Source organism: Nocardiopsis sp. iso_237, assembly GCF_056173345.1.
This window is the reverse complement of record NZ_CM149669.1, coordinates 1,073,543-1,097,014: the sequence shown is the minus strand read 5'-3', so window position 1 is coordinate 1,097,014 and position 23,472 is coordinate 1,073,543. Positions and strand designations below refer to the sequence as shown.

Sequence of the window (23,472 nt, the reverse complement as noted above, 5' to 3'; positions counted from 1 at the left end):
GGCGTTCTCCGTCCTCTCAGCGGCCGTCCGTACCGGGGAGCGGTGGGGCGTCGTCCCCCAGGACCGCCAGCACGCGGTCGCGGTCGGCCCGGCGCAGGCCCCCGGCCACCCGGGTGTAGGAGTGCGCCAGCATCTCCAGCAGTTCGTCGTCGGGGACGGTGCCGTCCAGCAGCACGGAGTTCCAGTGCCGCTTGTTCATGTGCCAGCCCGGTGTGACGGCGGCGAACCGTCCGCGCAGCTCCAGGGCGAGTTCGGGCTCGCACTTGAGGTTGACGGTGGCGCCCCGCTCTCCCGGGCCTTCGGTGAGCAGGGCGAACATCTTCTGGTCGGCCACCTTGTACACGAGTGCCCCCGGCCCGAAGGGCTCGCTCTCCCCGGCCTCGGGAAACCACAGCGCGGCGTCGATGAACTGTTCCGGTGTCATGCCCTCTCCCCCCGTCCGCTTCCGAGCCTGCCAGACCGCACCGACCTTCGGGAGCCCCTCCCCCGGCCTGTGGACAACTCTCCCGGCGCCGCACGGGGACGGGCCGCGGCGGGGGCCCGCGGATATGATCCGGCTCTCACCTCCCCACGGCCGGTTGGAGTGCCCATGAAGGCGCGCGGTGTACGCAGACTCGCCCCGCTCGTGCCGGGGGACCCCCTGGAAGTCGGCGGGCACCGGGTGCGCGGCCGGGTCGGTTCGGGGGGCATGGGCACCGTGTACGCCGCCGAGTCACCCGGCGCGCACGGCTACCTGGCCGTCAAGGTGGCCCACCCGGAGCTCGCCCGCGACCAGCGGTTCCTGGAGCGGTTCACGCACGAGGCGCGCCTGCTCGCCAAGGTGGACAGCCCCTGCGTGGCGCGGTTCGTGCGCGCGGACGTGGGCGCCCGGCCGCCGTGGATGATCACCGAGTACGTGCCGGGTCCGACCCTGCGCCACCACGTGGAGCGGTTCGGGCGGCTGCGCGGCGGGATGCTGCTGGGGCTGGCGGCGGGCGTGGCGGAGGCCCTGCGCGCCGTGCACGCGGCGGGGGTGGTGCACCGCGACCTCAAGCCCGGCAACGTGGTGCTGTCCGGTCGGGGGCCCAAGCTCCTGGACTTCGGGATCGCGCACGCGGTGGAGGACCCCGACCCCACCAAGTGGCGGCGGCTGCGCCGGATGCGCCGCGCCTACCGGGCGCTGGGGATGCCCTCACCGGCGGGTCTGTCGGACGAGCGCACCGCCCGGATGCTCGACCGTCGGGGCACCCCCGGGTGGATCAGCCCGGAGCAGTACCGGCGCCAGCCCACCACGCACGGGTCCGACGTGTTCCTGTGGGGCGCGACGGTGGCCTTCGCGTCCGTGGGCCACGACCCGTTCGGGACCGCGCCGCCCAGGGAGATGGCCCGGAGGGTGACCGCTGAGGAGCCCGACCTGCGGTACCTGCCCGTGGGGCTGGAGAAGCTGGTGGTGGCGGCGCTGAGCAAGGACCCCGACGACCGTCCCCGCTCCGGGGAGCTGCTGCGGGCCGTCCTGGACCTGGAGGGCCCGGAGGGCGGGGTCCGCACCCCGGCGGGCGCGGGGGACGGCGGTGTGCGCGGGCTGCTGGAGCGCCACTGGACCAGGGTCGCGGTGCGGCCGCCGCTGCCGCCCCGCGAGTGGTCGGGGCTCAGAGGAGGCCGAAGTAGGCGCGGCTCTCCTTGGACCACATGAAGGCCAGCATGGCGGCGGCGAAGCCCAGCGGGACGATCGCGAGGAGCTCACCCGAGAGCAGGGCCCACAGCAGGATGCCCGCGGCGGCGCCCTGGAACAGCAGGGCGCTCCAGAAGACCCCCACCGTGCGGCGGCGCAGGCGGGTGGCGACGAGGACGGACAACGTCCCGTAGACCCCCGTCACCAAGGCCATCAGCCCCATGTACGAGCGCATCATGTCGGCGTCGAAGGCCAGGTCCACGCCCTGCTCGGCGGCGAGCGCGGCCTGCTCGTCCAGGGCCTCCTCCATCACCTCGGCGGGCGCGGACAGCCCCATCACGAAGAGGAGCAGGAGCAGGAGGCCGCTGACGCCGCCGATGAGCATCAGCGTGCGGACGGTCACGACCCGGCGGGGCATGGGTGCGTCGGGACGCAGGGCCTCCAGATGGGGGGCGTCGAAGTCGGGCATCCCCCGTTGCGAGGGCACCCCGCCCTGTCCCGAGTCGGGGTCGTACGGGTCCTGGCCAGAGGGAAACACGGACGTCCTCCGAGGGAATCGAGCCGACTGTCCCCTCCATGGTAGGGGCGTGCCGTCGTGGGGGCGCGGGCCGGAGGCGCCCGGGCGCGCGTCGGTCCGAAACCGGCTACGGACCGCGACCGCAATCGAACCCCGGCCACGCTGGGCTATCGTCTCAGGGCGAGAACCAGCCTGCACACGGAGATTCCGCAAATCGTAACCCCCCGTCCCGTGTCCTCACCCCCGTCCCCATCTAGGGTGAAAAAACTCCGACCCCTCCCGCCCCCGGGGCGGAATCCCCGCACAGTCCCCCAAAGGAGTCACAGCAGACATGTCCAGACTCGTGCGCGCCACCGGCGCACTGATCCTGACAGGCGCGCTGGTGGTGCCCCTGGCCCCCGCGGCCAGCGCGTACGCACCCACGGACACCCCTGACAGCGACGCCGCCTTCACCCTCACCCTGCTGCACGGCAACGACCCCGAGTCCGCGCTCCTGCACGCCTCGGCCGACCCGGACTTCGGCGGCGCCGCGCGCTACACGACCCTGCTCAACCAGCTCCGCGACAGCGAGACCGCGGGCACCGGGGCCGGAGACGGCGAGGCCGCCCACCGCGGCGTGGTCGCCGTGAACTCCGGCGACCTGTACCTGCCCGGACCGGAGTTCGCCGCCTCACGGGAGGAGGGCGCGCCGTTCTACGACGCGATCGCCACCTCCTTCGCGGAGTACGACGCGGTCTCCATGGGCAACCACGAGTTCGACTTCGGCCCCGACGTGTACGCCGAGTTCATCGGCGCCCTGCCCGAGAGCACCCCCGTGGTCGCCGCCAACGTGGACGTGTCCGGCGAGGCCGCCCTGGCCGCCCTGGAGGCCGAGGGCCGGATCGCCCCGAGCACCGTCGCCGAGGTCGAGGGCGAGCGGATCGGCATCGTCGGCGCGCTCTACCCGCCCCTGGCCTCCATCACCAGCCCGCGCGACGTCGTGGTCGACGAGGTCGTCGGCCCGGTCCAGGCCGAGGTGGACCGGCTCACGGCGGAGGACGTCGACAAGATCATCCTCATCTCGCACCTCCAGAACATCACCTACGAGGAGCGGGTCGCCAAGGAACTGACGGGTGTGGACGCCATGGTGGCCGGTGGCGGCCACGAGGTGATGGCCAACCCCGACGACGCCCTGGTCCCCGGTGACGAGGTCACCGTCCACCCGGGTTCCGGTGAGCCGCTGTCCTACCCGCTGGTGGTGGACAACGCCGACGGCGAGACGGTGCCCATCGTCACCGCGGGCTCGAACTACAAGTACGTGGGCCGCCTGGTCCTCAACTTCGACGCGGCCGGCGACCTCCTCTCCGTGGGCGACCGCTCCGGCCCGGTGCGGGTCTCCGGCACCGGCGCCGACGCCGTGGAGCCGCACCCCGAGGTCGAGGCGCAGGTGACCAAGCCGGTCACCGACTACGTCGCGGAGCTGGCCGAGACCGAGGTGGCCCAGAGCGAGGTCGCCCTGGACGGCACCCAGAACCCCGGTGTGCGCACGCAGGAGACCAACCTGGGCAGCCTCATGGCCGACGCCCTGCTGGACACCGGTCGGCGCAACGCCGACGAGTACGGCGTCCCCGAGCCGCAGATCGGCATCCAGAACGGCGGCGGCATCCGCAACGCCTCGGTGATCCCGGCCGGTCCGCTGACCGTGCTGGACACCTACTCGGTCGCGCCGTTCGCCAACCAGGTGGCCGTGGTCCCCGAGATCCCGCGCGGCCAGATCAAGGAGCTCCTGGAGCGCGGTGTGGCCTCCGCGCCCGCCGCCGACGGCGGGTTCATGCAGGTCGCCGGGGTGAACTTCGCCTACGACCCCGAGCGGACCGCGCAGGTCGTCACCGAGGACGGCGAGGTGACGACCCCGGGTGAGCGGGTCCGCAACGCGATCCTGCACGACGGCACGGTCATCGTCGAGGACGGCGAGGTCGTGGACGGCGACGCCATCTCGGTCGTCACCAACGACTTCTCGGCGGGCGGCGGCGACATGTACCCGTTCCGCGGCGCCGACTACACCGTGGTGGGCTCCACCTACCAGGGCGCGCTGGAGCGCTTCCTCACCGGGACCCTCGACGGCCGGATCAGCGCCGAGGACTACCCCGAGGGCGGCGCCAACCGCATCGTGGTAGGGGAGAAGGCCACGGTGCCCTCCGGCGGTGACGACGACGATGACGACGACACCGACCCGACCGAGCCGCCCGCGTCGCCCGGCCCCAGTCCGAGCCCGAGTCCGAGCGCCAGCCCGACGGACGGTCCCTCCGGTGGGCCCACCGACGGCCCGGGCGACGGGAAGCCCGGCGACCCGGACGACAAGAAGGGCGGCACCCTGCCGGTCACCGGTGGGGCCCTGACCAGCCTGGTGATCGCCGCCGTGGTCGCCATCGGCGCCGGTGGAGGAGCCCTCTACCTGAGCCGCAGGCGCGGGTCGGCCGCGGGAACCGGCGGGATCGAGGGCTGATCCCCTCCCGTTCGCCCGCGCCGAGCGCGGACGCCGAACAGTGAACGCGGGCCCGTCCGAGTGGACACTCGGGCGGGCCCGCGTCGTCGTGCTCGGGCGGTCCTGGGACGGGGGTCAGCAGCGCGGCAGCCCCTCGATCGGCTTCCAGGGCTCGCCGTTCCGGAAGGCGGTGGCGCTGACGAAGACGTCGCGGTTGCCCGTGTCGTCGTCGGTCAGCGCCCACCAGGTCGAGTAGCCCTCCTCGCCGTCGGAGTGCGGCTCGCCCTCCACCTGGCAGAAGAAGTAGTGGCGCCCGGCCCAGAGCCAGCCGCCCGTGGGGTACCGGCTCTCCTGGGACCAGTAGGTCCGGGCGTCGCGCCAGGTCGTGTAGTAGTGGCGGCGGGAGAACGGGGTCGCCGCCGGTTCGTTGGCCGGTTCGGCGGTCGGCTCGGCGGTCGGCTCGGCCACCGGTTCGGCCGGGGGTTCTGCGGCCGGGGCGGACGTCGGCTGGGCCGTCGGCTGGTCGGCCGGGGCGGTGACCGGCTTGTCGGTCGGCCCGTCGGCCGGTCTGTCAGCCGGTCTGTCAGCCGGTCGGGGCGGTCCCGCGTTCGGTGCGTCGTCCCGGGGGTTCACCGGGACCTCGACCCGGACGGCCTCCGCCACGGTGGTCCCGGAGGCCGGGGCCGCGAGAACGGTCGGGAGGCAGACCGCGAGGGCCAGGGCCAGGGTGAGTCCGGCGGGGGTGCCCCGCCGCCACGTGCCGGGCTCCGACGACGCCGCCGACTCCCGCCACCCCCTGGGTCGGGTCGGCCCCTTCGGGCCGCCGGGTCGGTTTCCGGCCTTCTCTTCGCGACGCACCATCCGCACTCCTCGCGTACCCCCGGACCGGGATCGGGGTCCGAGTGGGGTGACGGGTCCGGTGGAGGTGCGCGCCCTGGGGCCCGCCAACCACCACCAACACCACCATTGCCACCCCTATCATCACTCAGAGTGTTCAAGAGGACACGTCACGACGCGGCAGATTCGTCGGAAGAGGGTTCAGCAACCGGCGAAGGACCTGGCGTCGCGGGTCATGTCGTCGCGCTCGGACTGGTCCATGCCGCTGCCCTCGAACCAGATGAACACGATGTGGCAGGCGTTCTGGGCGTCGACCATGTCGTTGTCGTCCTCCTCCGCCTGGGCGCGCAGGTTCACGATGACGATCGAGGCCGTCAGGATGTCGTCGAAGTCGATGACGCGGGCGAGGTTGGTGTCCATCGCGCTCGTGCAGGAGAGGGCCTCCTCCTCCCCGCCGCCGCAGAGGTCGTCGGTCACGTCCCGACCCGCCTCCAGGTCGTAGTCACCGCTGAGCTCGGAGATGACCTCCTCGACGGTCACCTTCTCCTGGGGCTCCTCCGTGGGAGGGTCGCTCGGCTCCCGGGTCGGTTCGGCGCTGGGGAAGGGGTCCTCGGTCGGACTCGGGGACTCCTCGGGCGCGGGCGTGGGAGAGGGGGACGGCGAGGGCTCCGGTCCGGGCTCCCGTTCGGCGGCGATCCGACCGGTCACGACTCCGCCCAGGGCGAGCCCGCCGCCGAGGAAGGAGGCTCCGGCCAGGATGGCGATGACGGCGAGCACAGCGACCACGCCGGTGCCGTACCGGCCCCGGGGGCGAGGTGCCTGGGGAAAGGGCGCCTGGGGAGGCGGCCCCTGGGGAGGGGAGCCGAATTCGTTTCCGCCCGGGGGCGGCGGCTGGGGATTCACGTCCTGGCTCCTCTGCTGTCCGGGAGTTCTGTCGAAGGGCACTCCTACACCCCGCGTTCCAGCTTCCCAGTTTCACCAAGAACGTGCAAAGAAAGAGCTCCTGGTAGCCATTTGCACTATTTGACCGGTATGTGATTAGCGTATTTTCGGCCAACCTTGGGCCATCCGGCGCGCATAATAGGGAAATGCGCCACCCTGGACCTACGATCGGCTCCATGACCTGCGTTTTGCTGGCCGAAGACGATGTCTCGATCTCCGAGCCTCTCGCGCGCGCACTACGCCGCGAGGGTTACACGGTAGACGTGACCGTCAACGGCATTGAGACACTCGACCGCGCCCGTGCGGGAGACATCGACCTCATGGTCCTGGATCTCGGGCTCCCCGAAATGGATGGCCTTGAGGTGGCACGTCGGCTCCGCGCCGAGGGTCACGGAACGCCGATCCTCATCCTGACCGCCCGAGCGGACGAGGTCGACACAGTCGTCGGCCTCGACGCCGGTGCCGACGACTACGTGACCAAGCCGTTCAGGCTCGCCGAACTCCTGGCCCGCGTCCGCGCCCTGCTGCGGCGCGGCGGAGCCGAGGTGCCGGTGGTCCACGGAGTCCGCATCGACAACGACTCGCGCCGCGCCTGGCTGGGCGACCGCGAGCTCCAACTGACCACCAAGGAGTTCGACCTGCTGCGCGTGCTCGTGCGCGACGCGGGCAAGGTGGTCACCCGTGAACAGATCATGCGGGAGGTGTGGGACACCAACTGGTGGGGGTCGACCAAGACCCTCGACATGCACATCTCCTGGCTGCGCCGCAAACTCGGTGACGACGCCAACCAGCCTTCCTACATCACGACCGTCCGGGGCGTGGGGTTCCGGTTCGAACGAGACTGACACGACCTTGGGTTCGACGCGCTTGCCAGTCGACCGCCCAGGGGGTCGGACGGACGTGAGGTGACATGCGCAGGCGGATGGTTTTCTCCACCCTGGTGGTGACCGTCATCGCCGTCATGCTGCTCGGGCTGCCCCTGGGTGCGCTCACCTACAAACTGGTGCACGACGAGGCCAGTCGGCAGCTTGAGGGCGAGGCCGAACTGATCGGCGCCGAGAGCGACAACATGCTGGAGCTCCACGGCGAACTGGATCTGGCCGAGTTCGACCGGGAACACCCAAACCGGTTCGTCCGCATCACACCCGCGGGCGAACCGACCGCCGTGACGGCGGGCGATCCCGCGTTGAACCCCGAGGCCGTGGACTCACCGCGCCTGCTCAGGGCCACCGTCACCACCGGCCGCGACACCAGGGTCGAGGTGTGGAGTGACGGCGAGGACGTCCAGGAGAGCGTCGTCCGCGCCTGGCTGGGCATCGCCTCGCTCTCCCTGCTGGCCATCGGGGTCGCCGTGGGCCTGTCCATGTTCCAGGCCCGCCGCCTCACCCTGCCGCTGGTCGATCTGGCCGCCACCGCCGAACGGCTCGGCTCCGGGGTCACCACGCCCTGGGGACACCGCTACGGCATCCCGGAGGCCGACCGCGTCGCGGAGGTCCTGGACCGCAGCGCCGAACGCATCGCCGGGCTCATCGCCACCGAACGCCACTTCGCCACCGACGCCTCGCACCAGCTCCGCACACCGCTGACCGCGCTCACCATGCGGCTGGAGGAGATCATCGCGGAGTCCGACAACGCGCAGGTGGTCCGTGAGGAGGGCGAAGCCGCCCTCGCCCAGACCGAACGCCTCGTGGAGACCGTCGAGAGCCTGCTGGGCCGCGCCCGCAAGAGCCAGAACCCCGAGGTGGAACCGGTGGAGCTCGACCCGGTCCTCAACCACCTCCAGGCCGAGTGGTCGCCCGTCTTCCAACAGGAGAAGCGCCGACTCCTCGTCACCGGAGACCCCGGACTGACCGCCATGACCGTCCCCACCGACCTCGCACAGATCCTCGCGACACTGGTGGAGAACGCCTACAAGCACGGTGCGGGGACGGTGACCATCCGCCGCCTCGACACCGGTCAGTCCGTCCGGGTCGAGGTCAGCGACGAGGGTGAGGGTGTCCCCGAGCACCTGTCCGGGCGGATCTTCGAACGCGAGGTCAGTGGCGGCGGCGGTACCGGTCTGGGGCTCGCCCTGGCCCGCCACATCGCGGAGTCCGAGGGGGCGAGGGTGGAGCTGGTCCAGACCCGGCCGACCACCTTCGCGCTGTTCCTGCCCGCCGGGGCCGGGGGGCTGTCAAAGATGACGGGGCCCGTCTGATCGTGCTTCTTGGGCCTCCGCTTCGCTTCGGTGCGTGTTCGGGCGCCCCCCTTGTGGCAAAGGTTCAGGGCGGGACTCACGCCCGTGGCTGAGCCGGGCCGTTGGCTCCTCGGCCGAGGCTGAGGAGCCACGCCCGCTCGCCCAGCCCCGGGCTCACGGCGAAGTGCGAACAGCACACATCGATGCGGGGCCTAGTTGGCGCTGGCGTGGGCGGTGGAACCCTGGGCGGCGGGGGCCTCGCCCCGGACCACCAGGTCACTCCACAGCCCGCGGACCCGCTCCAACCCGTAGACGGACGTCACCTCCGCGCGGGCGCGCTCGCTCTCCTCACCGAACCGGCCCTCGGAGACCGTCGCGTGGATGGACTCGGCCATGGCCACCGCGTCGTCGTGGATCCAGTGCGGGTCGTAGATGGTGTCCGAACCCGGCCACGCGAGGAGGGCCGGGACCCCGCCGGAGGCCGCGCACTCGGCCGGAGCCAGGTGGAACGACTCGTCGTCACTGGTGGACAGCACGATCCCCACCCGGCGCAGCCAGGTGGCCACGTCCGGCCCGAAGCCGTCGAAGACCACACCGGAGGCCAGGCTCTCGTCGCGCTGGATGCGCCGGTACACCCGCTCGAAGTAGGAGCGCTCCTCCGGCCGGTTCCAGATCCACCAGTACTCCCACGGCTGCTTCGTCTTGACCGACAGCGTGTAGCGGGGGTCCATCCGGCGCAGCTCCGAGAGCACGTCCAGTCCCCGGTCGAGGCGCTTGCGGGACGGCGCGATGCCGATCATGCCGAGCGAGTACTCGGCCCCGGCGAGCTTGGGGCGGTCCAGCTGGCGGTCGTCCACCCAGTTGGGCAGCACCACGACCTTCTCGGCGGGCCAGCCGGTGATCTCACGGGTGAGGTCGGCGTAGTGCGGGCTCACGCAGACGACCGCGTCCACCTTGGCGATCTCCAGGCGGCGCGGCCACTCCGCGTACAGCTCGAAGCGGTGCAGGCGCACGATCAGCCGCTGGTCGGGGCGCTTCCACTTGGCGTAGAAGAGCGCGTTGGGCCCGCACCACTCGCAGATGACCACGTCGGCCCAGGCGGCGAGCTCCCGGGACCGGTACTGGTCGTGGGTGCTCAGCCCCTCCCACTCGTCGATGCGCACGTCCAGGCCGGGCAGCGAGTCCAGGTACTCGGCCAGGCGGGTGAAGAACTTGAGGTCGTGCCCGGCGATGACCACCTTGAGCGGGCGCTCCGGGTCGGTGCCCTCGGGGGCGGCGGGGATGGCCTCGGCCAGGTACCCGCGCAGGCGCTCGGCCGCGCGTTCCAGGGTGTGGTTCGCGGCGGCGGCCCGGCAGCGTTCGGCGGCCTCGGCGTAGACGGCGCGGTCGTGGTAGGCGCGGGCGATCACGGCGGCCACCGAGGCGGTGTCCTCACCGGCGAACAGCGGGTAGTCCGCGCCCAGCAGGGCCTCGTGCATGGGCGTGCGGTTGAGGACCACGGGCAGGCCGAGCGCGCCGAGTTCCAGGACCTTGGTGGACAGCTCCAGGCTGGCGTCCATGTCCGGGTCGCGCCAGGAGAGGCCGAAGTCGCACTCGGCGGACTGGCGGAGGGCGTCGGCCCGTGCCATGCCGCCGCGCCAGTCGACGTGCGGGGTGCTCTCCAGGGCCCTGCGCATGCGCTTGGCCCAGTCGGCGGGTTCCGCGTGGATCTTGTCACCGATCATCACCAGCTCGGAGTCCACCCCGAGGCGGGCCAGCTCCTCGGGCAGGCCGGTCATCTCCAGGGTGTTCCAGCGGGGCGCGAACTTGCCCGTGTAGGCCAGGCGGGTGCGCGCGTGCGTCTGCCCGTCGGCGGCGATCCCCTCGGGCACGGCCGCGACGGGCGGGAACAGGACAGAGCGGCCACAGGCGGCGGGGACCGTGGACTCCAGGAAGGCCCGCAGCTCCTCGGTCTGGCAGAGCACGAACCGGGAGGCCAGCGCGATGTCGGTGAGCTCGGCGGTGGCGGTCGCGGAGAGTTCCCCGACGCTGTGCGGGAAGTCCGTGAGGTACGTCCACAGCCTCCCCGACAGGCTCTCCTCCTGGGCGGCCAGCCCGGCGAGCCGACGGCCCCGGACCACGACCAGGTCGAAGGGCCTGCGGGCGTGCATCCCGCCCATGAGTTCCACGGCCTGCTCGGGCGTGAGTCCGCGAGGTCCGAGGTCGGACAGGAGCTTGTCCTCGTAGGGGCGGATCAGCCTGACCGCGGGGTTCGCGGTGAGCGGCGCCGTGAGCCGGTCGGTGCGGACCTGGGCCTTGAGCAGCAGGGTGACCTCGCAACCCGCCGCCGCCAGGGCCTGCGCCATCGACTGCGCCCAGATCGCCGAGCCGTCGATGATGTTCAGGTCCACGTCCCCGTACAAGAGTGCGCGCGGAGGAGCTGTGCTCACGTTCTTCCCTTCGGATGCTGATGGGTGGCCCGAGTCTTGCGTACTACCGCGCCGCGCGCGTCCGTCGGGGGCGGACCGGGCGACGACCGGTCGGGCGGCGTCACGGTGGTCAACCGACCGCGCCCGTCGAGGCGTCGGCGTGGGTGGGTCCCTCGTTGTCGCCGTCGGTGCCGGAGCCGTGGTCCGGGCCCAGGGCCAGGAGCCGGGTGCCGCGCCGGTTCCACTCCGCCGGGAGCCAGCCCCGGCGCAGGAGGTCGGTGCGCGCCAGCTCCGGGGTGACGGAGGTGACGAACACGTACTGTCTGCCCCCGGTGTCGCGGTCGAAGAAGCCCCGCTCCCCCATGCCCGGGGCGCCCGGGTCGTCGGAGTCGGGCGTGCCGACGGCGTCCGCGTCCGAGCACTCGGCGGCGCAGGCGAGGTCGGCCAGGCGGTGGCGGCCCACCGGACCGGTCCACAGGTGCGCCCACGGCGAGGTGGCGCGTTCGGCCAGGGCCGCCCAGTGCTCCGGTTCGAACCCGCCGACCTGGGAGCGGGTGCCCTCCCGGGTGAGTTCCTCGGGGGTGTCGGGCGCGATGGTGCGGACCGTGCGCACGGTGAGGCCCTCCGACCGCAGGCGCTGGACCCCGGGCATGCGCGCGGCGGTGTCGGGGACGACCACCTCGGCGGGGCGCAGGCGTGAGCCGAGGAGGTCGGCGGCGAGGCGTTCGGCCTCGGCCTCGGAGGCCGGGTCGGCCAGGACCGCGACGCCCCTGCCGCTCAGCGGGAGTTCGGTGCCGGGCGTGCCCGACGCGAAGTCGAGGCCCTCCAGGAGGGCGGCCAGCCGGACGGGGGCCGCCTCGTCGAGGAAGACCTGGCGCAGCATGGCCCGCACCTCGCGGGGCGTGGGCGGTTCCGCGCGCAGCCGGGGCACGGTGACCGCGAGGTCCTCGGTGTCGGGCGCGGGCACGGCCGGGTGCGAGACCACCCGGGTGCCGCAGGCCCAGGCGCGGCGGCGCAGGCGCAGGTCGCCGTGGCCCGACTCGGGGATCACGGCGACGTTGGCGGCGCGCAGGGCGTCGGGCAGGTCCGGGGAGTCGGCGTCCACCACACCCGCGCCGAGGTCCACGAGGACGTCGGGGACCGGCTGGTCCGGGGAGGTGCGGACGAAGACCGCCTCGGGGCCGGAGACGAGTTCGGCGGCCACCGGGTTGAACTGGTGCAGCGGCACCCCGGCGTCGCCCTTGTGCACGCGGTCGAAGCCGAGCTGGCGCAGGGCGGGCGGGGCGGGTGCGTCGTCGAGCAGGACCGTGGGGATGCCGCGCGCGGCCGCAGACTCCAGCACCCAGTGCAGGGCGCGGGTGCGGTCGACGGCGGCGGGGTCGCCCACGTGGGCCCACGGGGAGCCGGGCGCGGCGGCCGAGGACGACACCAGGAGCAGGTCGACGTCGACCGCGTCCATGACGATCTGGGCGTCGTGCGGGCGCAGCGGAACCGTACGGAGGTAGGGGTCCACGGCCTTCTCCACGGCCGGGCCGAGGACGGTGGCGACGACCAGCAGGTCCTCGCGGCCTCCGCTCAGCCCGGTGAGGAGGCGGGCCTCCTGCCGGTCGGCGTCGAAGGAGCGGACCGGCTCGACCCCGCGGCGCTGGGCGTGGTTGGTGCTGCCGCTGCGGCGCCACAGCCGGTAGAGGTCGCGCGGGAGCCTGACCAGGGAGCGGCCGGGTCGTTTGGCGGCGGCGGTGAGCGCGCGGCCCACCTGGAGGGAGGTCGATCCCTCAAGCGAGGCGAGGCGGGCCTGCGCCTCCTGGAGCTGGGCCTCGCGCTCGGCCAGGGCTTGCCGAAGCTGTTCGGTCTGGCTCTGTTCACGCCGTTTCACGGTCTGCCACCTTGTGCTCGGTTCGGGAAACCTCGGGTCGGGACACCGGGGTGTCCGTGGTGTGGTCCGGGTGCCGGGGGGCGCCCTCGCGGATGGGGGACACGGCCGGTCACCGCGACCACTGGGTGAGGACGGCGGCGATGCGCTCGCCCGAGCGGCCGTCCCACAGCGGTGGCACGTCACCGATCCGTTCCCCGGTCCGGCCGTCCAGGACCTTGCCGAGGGTCTGGAGGAGGTCGGCCTCCGTGACCAGCTGGTTGGTGCCGTGGGTGATGGTGATCGGGCGTTCGGTGTTGGGGCGCAGGGTCAGGCAGGGGACGCCGAGGATCGTGGTCTCCTCCTGGACCCCTCCGGAGTCGGTGACGACGGCGGCGGCGCCCCGGGTGAGGGCGACGAAGTCGAGGTAGCCGAGCGGTTCGAGCAGGCGCACGCGCGGGTGGTCGCCCAGCCCCGCTCGGTCGAAGGCGGCCTTGCCGCGCGGGTGCACCGGCATGACCACGTCGGTGAGGTCCGCGATCTCGTGCAGCCGCTCGGTGAGGAGGGCGACGTTGGCCGGGTCGTCGACATTGGCGGGGCGGTGCAGGGTCGCGGCCACGTACCGCTCGGGCAGGTCGAGGCGGGCGCGCAGGGCGTCGGCGTCGAAGCGGTCGAGGTTGCCCAGGAGCGTGTCGATCATCGGGTTGCCGACGAGGTGGACGCGGTCCGGGGAGATCCCCTCGGTGGCCAGGTGGCCGACGGCCTCGGGGCTGGTCGCGAAGAGGAGGTCGCTGAGCTGGTCGGTGACCCGCCGGTTGATCTCCTCGGGCATGGTGTTGTCGAAGGAGCGCAGGCCCGCCTCGACGTGCGCGACGGGGATGCCGAGCTTGGCGGCGACCAGGGCGGCGGCGACGGTGGAGTTCACGTCGCCGTAGACCACGACCATCCCGGGCGTGTTCGCGGTGAACTCGCGCTCCAGGCCGACCATGAGCGCGGCGGTCTGGGCGGCGTGCGAACCGGAGCCGACACCGAGGTCGACGTCCGGGGTGGGCAGGCCGAGGTCCCGGAAGAAGACGGCGGACATGCGGTCGTCGTAGTGCTGACCGGTGTGCAGGACCGTCTGGTGCGCGCCCCGCCCGCGCAGGGCGGAGACGACCGGCGCGGCCTTCACGAAGTTGGGGCGGGCCCCGACCACGTGCACGATCCCGGTGTCCTGGCTGCCAAGAGGCGCACTCGTTGCCACGGCTGTTTCCTTCTGCTTCTGGTGGGGGTGTCTGCTGTGCTGGTGTGGGCCGGGGCCCGGCCGGGCGGTCGGTGCGCGCGGTCCGGGTGACGGAGTTCTTTGCCCCAGCCGTCCCGTCCGTGTCGCCGTGTTGTCACCATCCGGCCACGTCCACGTGGTTGTGTGACTGACCGTGCATGACTCCCAGATTTCCGAACCCCGTGTTCCGCGTTCGCGCGTCCTCTGGCCGAGGGCGGTGACCTTCACCGCGACGCTGGCCTGGCACCACCTGCGTTCCGATCCGGCCCGCCTGCCGCTGCTGGCACTGCGGCTGATGCCCGGCCCGGTGCGGACCCCGGCGCGTGCCGTGTCCGCCCGTTCGGGCGCGCTCCCGCGCGCCTACTCCCTGTGGGACCAGGGACGGCGCGCGGAGGCACGCGAGGTGCTGCTGTCCGCCGCCACGAACGCCTCGCCCCGCAGGGTGGGACGCCTGGTCGCGGCGGCACTCGCCGCCGGTGACGCCGACACAGCTCGTGACCTGGTCGAACGTCTTCCTCCGGGGCCGCACAGGACCTCGGCGGAACATCGGACGGCCCTGGCCACGGGGCGTGCCGTCCCCGCGTCCCCGTCCGTTTCGCCTGACCGTCACGGGTTCACGTTAACCCGCGGTGCGCCAACGCGGCCTGACGACACGGTGAACGCTCAGCGACCGGCCACCGGCACGGATGACGGCGGGCGCTGGCGGGTGGCGGCGGACCCGGGGCGGCCCGGGGCGGGGATCCGGGTGCTGCATCTGGTCACCAACGCGCTGCCGCACACCAACGCTGGCTACACCCAGCGCACGCACCGGATCGCGGTGGCGCAGCGGGAGGCCGGGATGGACGTGCACGTGGCCACCCGGGCCGGGTATCCGCTGACCAAGGGGGTACCGGACCCGCGCACGCTGGTGTCGCTGGACGGTGTGGCCTACCACCGGCTCCTGCCGTGGGCGGCGCCCCGGGACCACGCCGACGAGCTGGAGTCGGGGCTTCGGCTGGCGTCGGAGCTGGTGGAGGCGGTCCGCCCGGACGTGCTGCACGCCGCCAGCAACCACCACAACGCGCGGCTGGCCCTGGAGCTGGGCCACCGGTTCGGGCTGCCGGTGGTCTACGAGGTCCGGGGGTTCCTGGAGGAGTCCTGGCTGTCCCGGGATCCGTCCCGCAGCGTGGACGATGCCTTCTACCAGGTAGAACGCGCCAGCGAGACCGAGTGCATGCTGGCCGCCGACCTGGTGGTGACGCTCGGGGAGGCCATGCGCGCCGACATCGAGGCGCGCGGGGTGCCCCGGGAGCGTCTGCTGGTGGTCCCCAACGCCGTGGACGAGTCGTTCCTGGAGCCGCTGCCGTCGGGGGACGAGGTCCGCCGGGGGCTGGGCATCGGACCGGACGAGTTCGTGGTGGGCACCACCACGAGCTGTTTCGGTTACGAGGGTCTGGACGTGCTCCTGGACGCGGTGGCGTCCATGCGTGAACGGGGCGAACGGGCCCACGCCCTGGTGGTCGGCGACGGGCCGGAGCTGGCCACGCTGCGTGACCGCGCCCAGCGGCTCGGGCTGGAGGGCGCGGCGCACTTCCCGGGGCGGGTCCCCGCCGACCGGGTCCGCCACCACCACGCCGCGCTGGACGTCTTCGCCGTGCCACGACTCGATGAACGCGTGTGTCGCTTGGTGACACCGTTGAAGCCGGTGGAGGCCATGGCTGGTGGGCTTCCCGTTGTCGCGAGTGACCTTCCCGCACTGCGAGAGATCGTGGAACCGGGGGTGTCCGGTGAGTTAATTCCGGCGGGCGAATCGGCACGTCTAGCTGATGTCCTCACAAATCTCGCCTACAGTCATCCAAAGCGGACGTCCTACGGTCAAGCTGGTCAGAAGCGTGTCGGGGCCAACCGAACGTGGACCGAGGCCGCATACCGCTACAGCCAGGCGTATCGGGTTCTTATTCGAAAAATGTCCGAACCAGGACAGATCCCGTAACCGAGGACAACGTCTACCTACACTCGGACGTCCAGCACTCCGAATGGTGGATCCAAGGCAGTCCTCGACTATTTGCGCCCGTTCACGAAATGAATGCGAGTGTGACCGCGAAGTGGATGCCGCAGCCTCCAACCCAGTCCCTGTCCCCGAGCAGAGCTCCGGTTCGGCCAGCGATCTCGTCGTCCTCGGCCTCGGTTACGTCGGTCTCCCGTTGGCGGCGGAGGCCGTCTCGGCGGGACTGAGGGTGACCGGATTCGACGTGAGCACGAGAGTGGTCGACGGTCTCAACGAGTCCGTGTCGCACATCGACGACCTGTCGACGGACGACGTCGCCTCGATGCTGGCCCGAGGGTTCAGCGCGACCACCGACCCGGCGTGCCTCGCCACGGCGCGCACCATCGTCATCTGCGTTCCCACGCCGCTCTCCCCGGAGGGCGGCCCGGACCTGGGCGCGGTCACCTCGGCCTCCAGGGCCATCGCCGCGCACCTGTCCCCGGGCACCCTGGTGATCCTGGAGTCCACCACGTACCCGGGCACCACCGAGGAGGTCGTCCGGCCGCTGCTGGAGGAGTCCGGCCTGGTCGCCGGCGCCGACTTCCACCTGGCCTTCTCGCCCGAGCGCATCGACCCGGGCAACCCGACCTTCGGCGTCGCCAACACCCCGAAGGTGGTCGGGGGCCTCACCGAGGAGTGCGGCGAGGCGGCCGCGGCGTTCTACGGGAACTTCGTGAACACCGTGGTCCGGGCGCGCGGCACCCGTGAGGCCGAGATGGCCAAGCTGCTGGAGAACACCTACCGGCACGTGAACATCGCGCTGGTGAACGAGATGGCCGTCTTCTGCCAGGAGCTCGGCATCGACCTGTGGGACTCGATCTCGGCGGCCGCCACCAAGCCGTTCGGCTTCCAGGCGTTCTACCCGGGTCCGGGCGTGGGGGGTCACTGCATCCCCATCGACCCGAACTACCTCTCCTACAAGGTCAAGACGCTCGGCTACCCGTTCCGGTTCGTCGAGCTGGCCCAGGAGATCAACGGGCGGATGCCCGCGTACGTGACCCAGCGCGCCCAGGAACTGCTCAACGAGTCCGGCCTGGCGCTGTCCAGGTCCAAGGTCCTGCTGCTGGGCGTCACCTACAAGGCCGACATCGCCGACCAGCGGGAGTCGCCCGCGCGCCCGGTGGCCCGCAAGCTGGCCGCGAAGGGCGCCACGCTGACCTACCACGACCCGCACGTGGACTCCTGGGAAGTGGACGGGACGGACGTGCCGCGCTCCACCGACCTGGAGCGGGCGATGGCCGAGGCCGACCTGACCATCCTGCTCACCGACCACGCCGACTACCGGCCCAAGCTGCTCACCGAGTACGCGCGGCTGCTGCTGGACACCCGGGGTGTCCTGCGCCGCTCGGACCCGGAGGCCGACGCCGTGGCCGAGGTTCCCTCGCAGGCGCGCCGCCGCGTGCAGCGTGAGGGTGTCCAGGTCCTCTGACCAGCCGCTAGATCCGGTACCACCGAGGCACGCCGCTTCGGACGCCACCGCGCGTTCGACGGCGTGCCTTCGTGCGTTCACGGTGACCCAACGAAGGGTTCACCGGAATCACCCCACGCGTCCACTCAGCTTTCCTCGGCGTGTTTCCGCTGGTGAATACCGTGTCGTTCAGCTGATTCCGCACCCTCGGGGCGGATCATCGAATACGGACGAGTCGTACAAACGGTGACATAAGTAGGTGAACCCGATGCACGCGCTTGTGGCCACGATTGTGCACCACCCCGAGGACGCCCGGATCCTGCACCGACAGATCCGCGCCCTCGTGGACGCCGGACACACCGTGACGTACGTAGCCCCGTTCCGGGAGTGCGGGGTGACCCCGTGGGACCAGGTGCGTTCCGTGGACGTACCCCGCGCCTCGGGCCGCGACCGCCTGTCCTCGCTGAGGGCGGCCCGGTCCGCGCTGGCGCGTCTGGCGCCGGAGGCCGACCTCCTCCTCTTCCACGACCCCGAGCTGCTGCTGGCCCTACCGGCCAAGCGCCCGGTGACGGTGTGGGACGTCCACGAGGACACCCCCGCCGCGCTCCTCACCAAGTCCTGGATCCCCGAACGTCTGCGCAGACCGCTCGGCGCCGTGGTGCGCCGGTTCGAGCGCCGCGCGGAGCGCAGGATGCGCCTGCTGCTGGCCGAGGAGGGGTACCGGCCCCGCTTCCGGGGCGCCCACCCGGTGGTCCCCAACACCACCGAGGTCCCCGAGACCCCGCTCCGGCCGCCCGGCGACGACCGGGTCGTGTACCTGGGCCAGCTCTCCAGGGCCCGGGGCGCCCACGACCTGATCGAGGTGGGCCGCCAGCTGCGCGACCACGGCGTGCGCCTGGAGGTCATCGGCGGCGCCGACCACGAGATCCGGCCGCTGCTGCGCGACGCCCACCAGGAGAACGCGCTGCACTGGTACGGGTTCGTACCCAACGACCGGGCCCTGCGCATGGCCGCGGGCGCCCTGGCCGGGATCAGCCTGCTGCACGACACCGACAACTACCGGCACTCCCTGCCCACCAAGGTCGTGGAGTACATGGCCCACGGTCTGCCGGTGGTCACCTCACCGAACCCGATGGCGCGGGCCCTGGTGACCCAGCGCCCGGAGGGCCCGGCGGGCCTCATGGTCCCGTTCCAGGACCCGTCGGCCGCCGTCCGTGCCGTGCTGGAGCTCCGCGACGACCGGGTCCGGCGCGAGGAGTACGCGCGCACCGGCCACCGGATCGCGCAGACCTCGTTCCACTGGCCGGTGCAGGCACGCCTGTTCGTGAAGCAGCTGGAGGAGTGGGTCACCGAGGCCAGCGGGCCGCGGCCGTCGATACCGCGCCCGCGCGTGCCCCGGCCGGGCAGCCGCCGTCCGGCGCCGCTCGCTGAGTGAGTGAGCTCACCAATGGTTCCCTGGTGAAATATCTTCCTGGCAAACCAGGTTGTGCTCGGTAGCCGGCCCCCAGCGGCATGCCCTGAACCGCTCAAGCACAGCTGAGGTTTCCCTATGAGTGACGCTCTCGTTCTGGCCAAGGACGCGCAGGACCTTCTGTTCCGCAGCGCCCGTACCGCCAACTCCTTCACCGACGAACCGGTGACCGACGAGCAGCTGCGCGCCATCTACGACCTGGTCAAGTTCGGCCCCACGGCGATGAACAACCAGCCCCTCCGGGTGACCGCCGTCCGCTCCCCCGAGGCCCGGGAGCGCCTCGTCAAGCACATGGCCGGGAACAACGCCCCCAAGACCGCCAAGGCCCCGCTGGCGCTGGTGCTGTCGGCCGACAGCTCCTTCCACGAGCACTTCCCCACGACCTTCCCCGTCCTCCCGGACGCCCGTGAGAACTTCTCCGGCATGCCGGTCGAGGCCCGTGAGGACATGGCCCTGCGGAACGCGTTCCTCCAGGTCGCCTACCTGATCGTCGGCGTGCGCGCCGCCGGTCTGGCCGCCGGGCCGATGACCGGCTTCGACGCCGAGGGCCTGCGCGAGGAGCTCTTCGGCGCGGACTCCACCCAGACCCCGCTCGTCGTCATGAACATCGGCCGTCCCGGGCCCGACGCCTGGTTCGACCGTCTCCCCCGCCTCGACTACGAAGCGGCCGTCACCGAGATCTGATCCTCCGTGGCGGGAAGGGGCGGGGCGCCGCACGGGCGCCCCGCCCCTTTCGCGTGTCCGGGACCCCGGTGGCCGGTCGGGCCGCTCCGGGTGTCAGATGACCGGGGGGCGGCCGGCGCGGGTCATCCGCCAGGCGGTGCGCCAGCTGATGGGCGTCCGGCGTCCCGCGTCCTCGCGCCAGCCCTCGCGGAAACCGGAGAACCACGACTTCAGGGCCTCGCGGTCCCGCTCGCGCAGGACGGTCAGCCCCACCCAGGTGCCCAGGTAGGCGAAGGCCAGGGGCCACGGCAGGTTGCGGCGGGCCAGCCACACCCGGTTGCGGGCGTTGAGCCGGTAGAAGTTCTCGTGCCGGGTCGGCGCCACCGCCGGGTGGTACATCACGGCGTCGGCGTCGTACTCGATCGTGTACCCGGCGTCCATGATCCGCCAGGCGAGGTCGGTCTCCTCGTGGGCGTAGAAGAACTCGCCGGGGAGGCCGCCGCCCTCGTCGAAGGCGGTCCGGCGCACCGCGCTGGCCCCGCCGAGGAACGTGGTGACCACGCTCGACTTGCGGGAGTCGCCCACGCGCAGCCGGGGCACGTGGCGGCGCTGGTCGGGGCCGCCGTCCGGGTCCGCGATCCGGAACGAGAGAGCGCCCAGCGCGGGGTCGGCCGCGAACCGGTCGCGCACGTGCCGGGCCAGGTCCATGGACCGGTACCAGCCGTCGTCGTCCAGGAACAGGACCACGTCGCCGCTGGTCGCCCGCACGCCCTCGTTACGGCCGGCGGGGATCCCCACGTTCTCCGGAAGCCGCACCGTGGTGACGCCCTCGGGCAGCTCGGGCAGGTCCGCGCCGTTGCCGACGACGACCACCTCGACGTCGGCGTCCTGCTGCTCGAACACGCTCGTGATCGCACGCCGCAGCTCGGCCGGGCGGTTGCCCATGGTGAGCAGAACACAGGACAGTGTGGGCTTTCCGGGCACCTGGGAACTGCTCCGTTCGGCTCTGGGCGCACGGTTGTCGTGCGCGGAGGGCGCGCCGGAGCCTTGCGATGGAGGGATCACGGGTGTGGCCATGGTTGCGACCGTTCAGTGGACGACGTGCGGCTGACAGGTGGACACATGCCAACGTTCGCAGAAACAGACTAACGAAAGAATAAAAGCGACGTGTACGGAGCCGTGGACGGGGTAACGTCCACGGCTCCGTCAGTGACGTCGAGCGTCGGCGCCCCGCTACTCCAGGCGGCGGGAGGCGAGCACGCTCACGAAGTGCGCGAAGCTCATCAGCACCGCGACGGCGGCGCAGGCCACCACCAGGACGCGGGTCGCCAACAGGTCCCCGAGGAAGAGGTCGGCCACGGCCGCCACCACCACGATCAGGGACAGCTCCACCGCCTGGATCAGGCGGTGGACCTTCAGCGCCGAGGCGAGTCGGCGAGCCAGGCTCAGACCCGAGGACTTCGGCCGCATGGCCTCCTCGGTGATCTTCTCCGGCAGCCCGGCCTTGGCCCGGGCCACCACCACGTTGTCGGTCTCGGCCTTGATCAGGACGACGCCGAGCGCGGCGGCCATGCCCAGGATCACCCAGCCGCCCGACTCGAACTCGCCCTGGGCACGGATGCCCAGGCCGACGAGCAGGGCGACCTCGGACACGTAGTGCCCGATGCGGTCCAGGTAGATCCCCGCCACGCTGGTGCGGCCCGTGTACCGGGCCACCTCTCCGTCGGAGCAGTCCAGCAGGAGGTAGATCTGCACGAACACGGCGGCGAGGACCGCCGACCACAGACCGCCGAAGGCCACGATCACACCGGCGAGCACGCCGAACACCATCATCAGGTAGGTGATGGGGTTCGGTGGCACGCGCAGCCGCACGAAGAGGGTCGACAGGTACGGGGAGAGGTCCCTCATGTAGAGACGGCCCGCCCAGTGCTCCTCGTTGACGCGCTCCTTGATCCCCGCGGGCTGGCCGCCCGCGCGGACCTCAGCGACCGACGGCTTCGACATAGTCCGCGACACTCCGCCCGATCTCGTCCTCGGAGAGGTTCAGGTGTTCAAGGATGGTGAACCGACCCGGGCGGGTGCCCGGGGCGTGGGCCACCGCGCGTGCGAACGAGGCCTCGTCGAGCCCCACGTCGGAGGGCACGATCGGCAGCGAGTGGCGGAGCAGGCAGGACCTGATCTCCTCCAGCCGCGCCTGCGGCCAGTCCAGGTGCTTCACCCGCAGGTAGGACGCGAACAGCGCGCCCAGACCGGCGAGCTCGCCGTGGTTGCTGGTTCCCGGGTACAGCTGCGTGACGGCGTGCAGGATCTCGTGGCAGGCGCCACTGGCCGGACGGCTGGAACCGGCGACCGACATGGCCATCCCGGACAGCACCAGACCCTCGGCCAGGACCTTGAGGAACCCGTCGGAGTCGATGGAGTCGGGGCGGTGCAGGACCGCCTCGGCCGCCACGCGGGCGAAGGTGACCGCCATGCCGTCGACCGGCTCGCCGTTCACCCTTCCGGCCAGTTCCCAGTCCTCGATGGCCGAGATGTTGCTGACCACGTCACCGACGCCGGACCGGACCAGGTGCGGGGGGGCCGCCTGGACGTAGTCGACGTCGATGACCACGGCGATGGGCATGGTGACGCCGATCGACGGCTTGCCGCCCTCGTGCTCCAGGGAGCTGACGGGGGAGGCGATGCCGTCGTGGGCCAGGTTGGTGGCCACGGCCACCATCGGGATGCCCGCCATGGTCGCGGCGAACTTGGTGACGTCGATGGTCTTGCCGCCACCGATCCCGGCCACGGCCTCGTACGCGCCGGAGCGCAGCTTCTTGCCCAGTTCGGTCGCGGCGTCGACGGTGCCTTCCTCGACCTGGAAGACCTCGCACTGCGGCAGGTCCAGGTCAGCGGCGATCTGCGCGCCCTGCCCCGGGCCCACGGCCACGGCGATGCGTCCCTCGGTCGCGATGCGGCGGTCGGCCAGCACCGTCCCGAGCGAGGCGATGGCTCCCCTGCGGACGTCGATCGCCAGCGGGGAGGGAAGCATTCGGGCTAGTAGTGGCACGCGATCTCCCTCGCCTTGGCCAGGTCGTCGTGGTTGTCGACCTCGACCCAGTCGACCTTGCCGATGGGGGCGACGGAGATCTTCTCGCCGCGGCGGACGAGCTCCTGGTAGCCGTCCTCGTAGTACAGCTGCGGGTCGCGCTCCCAGGTGGCCTTGAGGGCGTCGGCCAGGCGCGGGGCCAGCGAACCCTCGATGAGGGTGGCGCCGATGTACTCACCGGCGGCGGTCGCGGGGTCCATGAGCTTGGTGATGGTGCTGAGGTGACCGTCCTCGTCGAGGGTCACCTTCATCTCCTCGTCGGCCAGGTTTTTCACGTTGTCCACCGCGAGGAGGAGTTCCGGCCCCCGGGCGGCGAGTAGCGTTTCCTCGACACTGACGGGGTGGACGGTGTCGCCGTTCACGAGGAGGACGCCCTCGGAGAAGAACTCACGCGCGGTCCAGAGGGAGTAGGCGTTGTTCCACTCCTCGGCCTTGTCGTTGTAGCTGAGGGTGAGCTTGACGCCGTGGCGCTTCTCCAGCGCCTCCTTGCGCTCCTCCACGGCCTCGGCACGGTAACCGACCACGACGACGACGTCGGTGAGCCCGGCGGCGGCCAGGTTGCGCAGCGAGATGTCCATGATGGTCGTCTCGCCGTCGACTGGAACCAGGGCCTTGGGCAGGGTGTCGGTGTAGGGACGCAGACGGCGCCCCGCGCCTGCGGCGAGAACCATTCCGAGCATGAGGGCGTGTTCCTCCTTAGTTCGAGGA

19 protein-coding genes are annotated in these 23,472 nt (G+C 71.9%); 8 read left to right on the top strand and 11 right to left on the bottom strand.

The window, feature by feature from the left end; all coding sequences use genetic code 11:
- Positions 1 to 16: 16 nt before the first annotated feature.
- Entirely contained in the window at positions 17 to 424 is a 408-nt protein-coding gene (locus AC0VYM_RS05120) for an MmcQ/YjbR family DNA-binding protein (protein ID WP_475459512.1), read from the bottom strand.
- 165 nt (positions 425 to 589) lie between these two features.
- Between AC0VYM_RS05120 and AC0VYM_RS05115 the strand changes: the two genes are divergently transcribed.
- On the top strand, positions 590 to 1,672 hold the full coding sequence (locus tag AC0VYM_RS05115; RefSeq protein ID WP_475459509.1) for a serine/threonine-protein kinase: 1,083 nt from the start codon (positions 590 to 592) through the stop codon (positions 1,670 to 1,672).
- Here the strand turns inward: AC0VYM_RS05115 and AC0VYM_RS05110 are convergent.
- Positions 1,629 to 2,120, bottom strand: coding sequence for a hypothetical protein (locus AC0VYM_RS05110; protein ID WP_475459506.1), 492 nt, complete (start codon positions 2,118 to 2,120; stop codon positions 1,629 to 1,631). The two genes, AC0VYM_RS05115 and AC0VYM_RS05110, sit on opposite strands and share 44 nt — an antisense overlap.
- Positions 2,121 to 2,499: 379 nt before the next feature.
- Between AC0VYM_RS05110 and AC0VYM_RS05105 the strand changes: the two genes are divergently transcribed.
- On the top strand, positions 2,500 to 4,653 hold the full coding sequence (locus tag AC0VYM_RS05105) for a 5'-nucleotidase C-terminal domain-containing protein (protein WP_475459504.1): 2,154 nt from the start codon (positions 2,500 to 2,502) through the stop codon (positions 4,651 to 4,653).
- 114 nt (positions 4,654 to 4,767) lie between these two features.
- Here the strand turns inward: AC0VYM_RS05105 and AC0VYM_RS05100 are convergent, their stop codons facing one another.
- Both AC0VYM_RS05100 and AC0VYM_RS05095 read right to left on the bottom strand, forming a co-directional pair.
- The gene (locus tag AC0VYM_RS05100; RefSeq protein WP_475459502.1) at positions 4,768 to 5,493 is read right to left on the bottom strand and encodes a hypothetical protein; all 726 of its coding nucleotides are present in this window, start codon (positions 5,491 to 5,493) and stop codon (positions 4,768 to 4,770) included.
- 177 nt (positions 5,494 to 5,670) lie between these two features.
- The gene (locus AC0VYM_RS05095) at positions 5,671 to 6,255 is read right to left on the bottom strand and encodes a hypothetical protein (protein WP_475459500.1); all 585 of its coding nucleotides are present in this window, start codon (positions 6,253 to 6,255) and stop codon (positions 5,671 to 5,673) included.
- 332 nt (positions 6,256 to 6,587) lie between these two features.
- On the opposite strand from AC0VYM_RS05095, the gene AC0VYM_RS05090 reads away from it, so the two are divergent.
- Positions 6,588 to 7,256, top strand: coding sequence for a response regulator transcription factor (locus tag AC0VYM_RS05090; RefSeq protein ID WP_026128827.1), 669 nt, complete (start codon positions 6,588 to 6,590; stop codon positions 7,254 to 7,256).
- 65 nt (positions 7,257 to 7,321) lie between these two features.
- Complete coding sequence (locus AC0VYM_RS05085; RefSeq protein ID WP_475459498.1) at positions 7,322 to 8,608, top strand: sensor histidine kinase; 1,287 nt, start codon at positions 7,322 to 7,324, stop codon at positions 8,606 to 8,608.
- 191 nt (positions 8,609 to 8,799) lie between these two features.
- On the opposite strand, the gene AC0VYM_RS05080 is transcribed toward AC0VYM_RS05085, so the two are convergent.
- The 3 genes from AC0VYM_RS05080 to wecB form a co-directional block, all read right to left on the bottom strand.
- Positions 8,800 to 10,989, bottom strand: a complete 2,190-nt coding sequence (locus AC0VYM_RS05080; protein WP_475462945.1) for a glycosyltransferase — start codon at positions 10,987 to 10,989, stop codon at positions 8,800 to 8,802.
- Positions 10,990 to 11,125: 136 nt separating this feature from the next.
- Positions 11,126 to 12,871: a hypothetical protein gene (locus AC0VYM_RS05075; RefSeq protein ID WP_475459496.1), complete on the bottom strand. Its 1,746-nt coding sequence runs from the start codon at positions 12,869 to 12,871 to the stop codon at positions 11,126 to 11,128.
- Positions 12,872 to 12,980: 109 nt separating this feature from the next.
- Positions 12,981 to 14,090 carry a non-hydrolyzing UDP-N-acetylglucosamine 2-epimerase gene (gene wecB, locus AC0VYM_RS05070; RefSeq protein ID WP_475459494.1) on the bottom strand — a complete coding sequence of 370 codons (1,110 nt, stop codon included), beginning with the start codon at positions 14,088 to 14,090 and terminating at the stop codon, positions 12,981 to 12,983.
- Positions 14,091 to 14,325: 235 nt separating this feature from the next.
- Here wecB and AC0VYM_RS05065 point away from each other — a divergent pair, with 235 nt between their 5' ends.
- The 4 genes from AC0VYM_RS05065 (at position 14,326) to AC0VYM_RS05050 (ending at position 19,697) form a co-directional block, all read left to right on the top strand.
- Positions 14,326 to 16,080 (top strand): glycosyltransferase family 4 protein, encoded by a 1,755-nt coding sequence (locus AC0VYM_RS05065; protein WP_475459491.1) that lies wholly within the window; start codon positions 14,326 to 14,328, stop codon positions 16,078 to 16,080.
- Positions 16,081 to 16,192: 112 nt separating this feature from the next.
- Positions 16,193 to 17,563, top strand: coding sequence for a nucleotide sugar dehydrogenase (locus AC0VYM_RS05060; RefSeq protein ID WP_475459489.1), 1,371 nt, complete (start codon positions 16,193 to 16,195; stop codon positions 17,561 to 17,563).
- Between the two features lie 247 nt (positions 17,564 to 17,810).
- The gene (locus AC0VYM_RS05055; protein ID WP_475459487.1) at positions 17,811 to 18,977 is read left to right on the top strand and encodes a glycosyltransferase family 4 protein; all 1,167 of its coding nucleotides are present in this window, start codon (positions 17,811 to 17,813) and stop codon (positions 18,975 to 18,977) included.
- A 114-nt stretch (positions 18,978 to 19,091) separates the two neighbouring features.
- The gene (locus tag AC0VYM_RS05050; protein WP_475459485.1) at positions 19,092 to 19,697 is read left to right on the top strand and encodes a malonic semialdehyde reductase; all 606 of its coding nucleotides are present in this window, start codon (positions 19,092 to 19,094) and stop codon (positions 19,695 to 19,697) included.
- A 93-nt stretch (positions 19,698 to 19,790) separates the two neighbouring features.
- On the opposite strand, the gene AC0VYM_RS05045 is transcribed toward AC0VYM_RS05050, so the two are convergent.
- From AC0VYM_RS05045 to AC0VYM_RS05030, 4 genes are all read right to left on the bottom strand, one after another.
- The gene (locus AC0VYM_RS05045; RefSeq protein WP_475462944.1) at positions 19,791 to 20,621 is read right to left on the bottom strand and encodes a glycosyltransferase family 2 protein; all 831 of its coding nucleotides are present in this window, start codon (positions 20,619 to 20,621) and stop codon (positions 19,791 to 19,793) included.
- A 288-nt stretch (positions 20,622 to 20,909) separates the two neighbouring features.
- The gene (locus AC0VYM_RS05040; protein WP_475459482.1) at positions 20,910 to 21,680 is read right to left on the bottom strand and encodes a CDP-alcohol phosphatidyltransferase family protein; all 771 of its coding nucleotides are present in this window, start codon (positions 21,678 to 21,680) and stop codon (positions 20,910 to 20,912) included.
- On the bottom strand, positions 21,658 to 22,707 hold the full coding sequence (locus tag AC0VYM_RS05035) for an iron-containing alcohol dehydrogenase family protein (protein WP_475459480.1): 1,050 nt from the start codon (positions 22,705 to 22,707) through the stop codon (positions 21,658 to 21,660). Before AC0VYM_RS05035 ends, AC0VYM_RS05040 begins: the two co-directional genes overlap by 23 nt.
- A 5-nt stretch (positions 22,708 to 22,712) precedes the next feature.
- Entirely contained in the window at positions 22,713 to 23,444 is a 732-nt protein-coding gene (locus tag AC0VYM_RS05030; RefSeq protein ID WP_378742396.1) for a phosphocholine cytidylyltransferase family protein, read from the bottom strand.
- Positions 23,445 to 23,472: the final 28 nt, after the last annotated feature.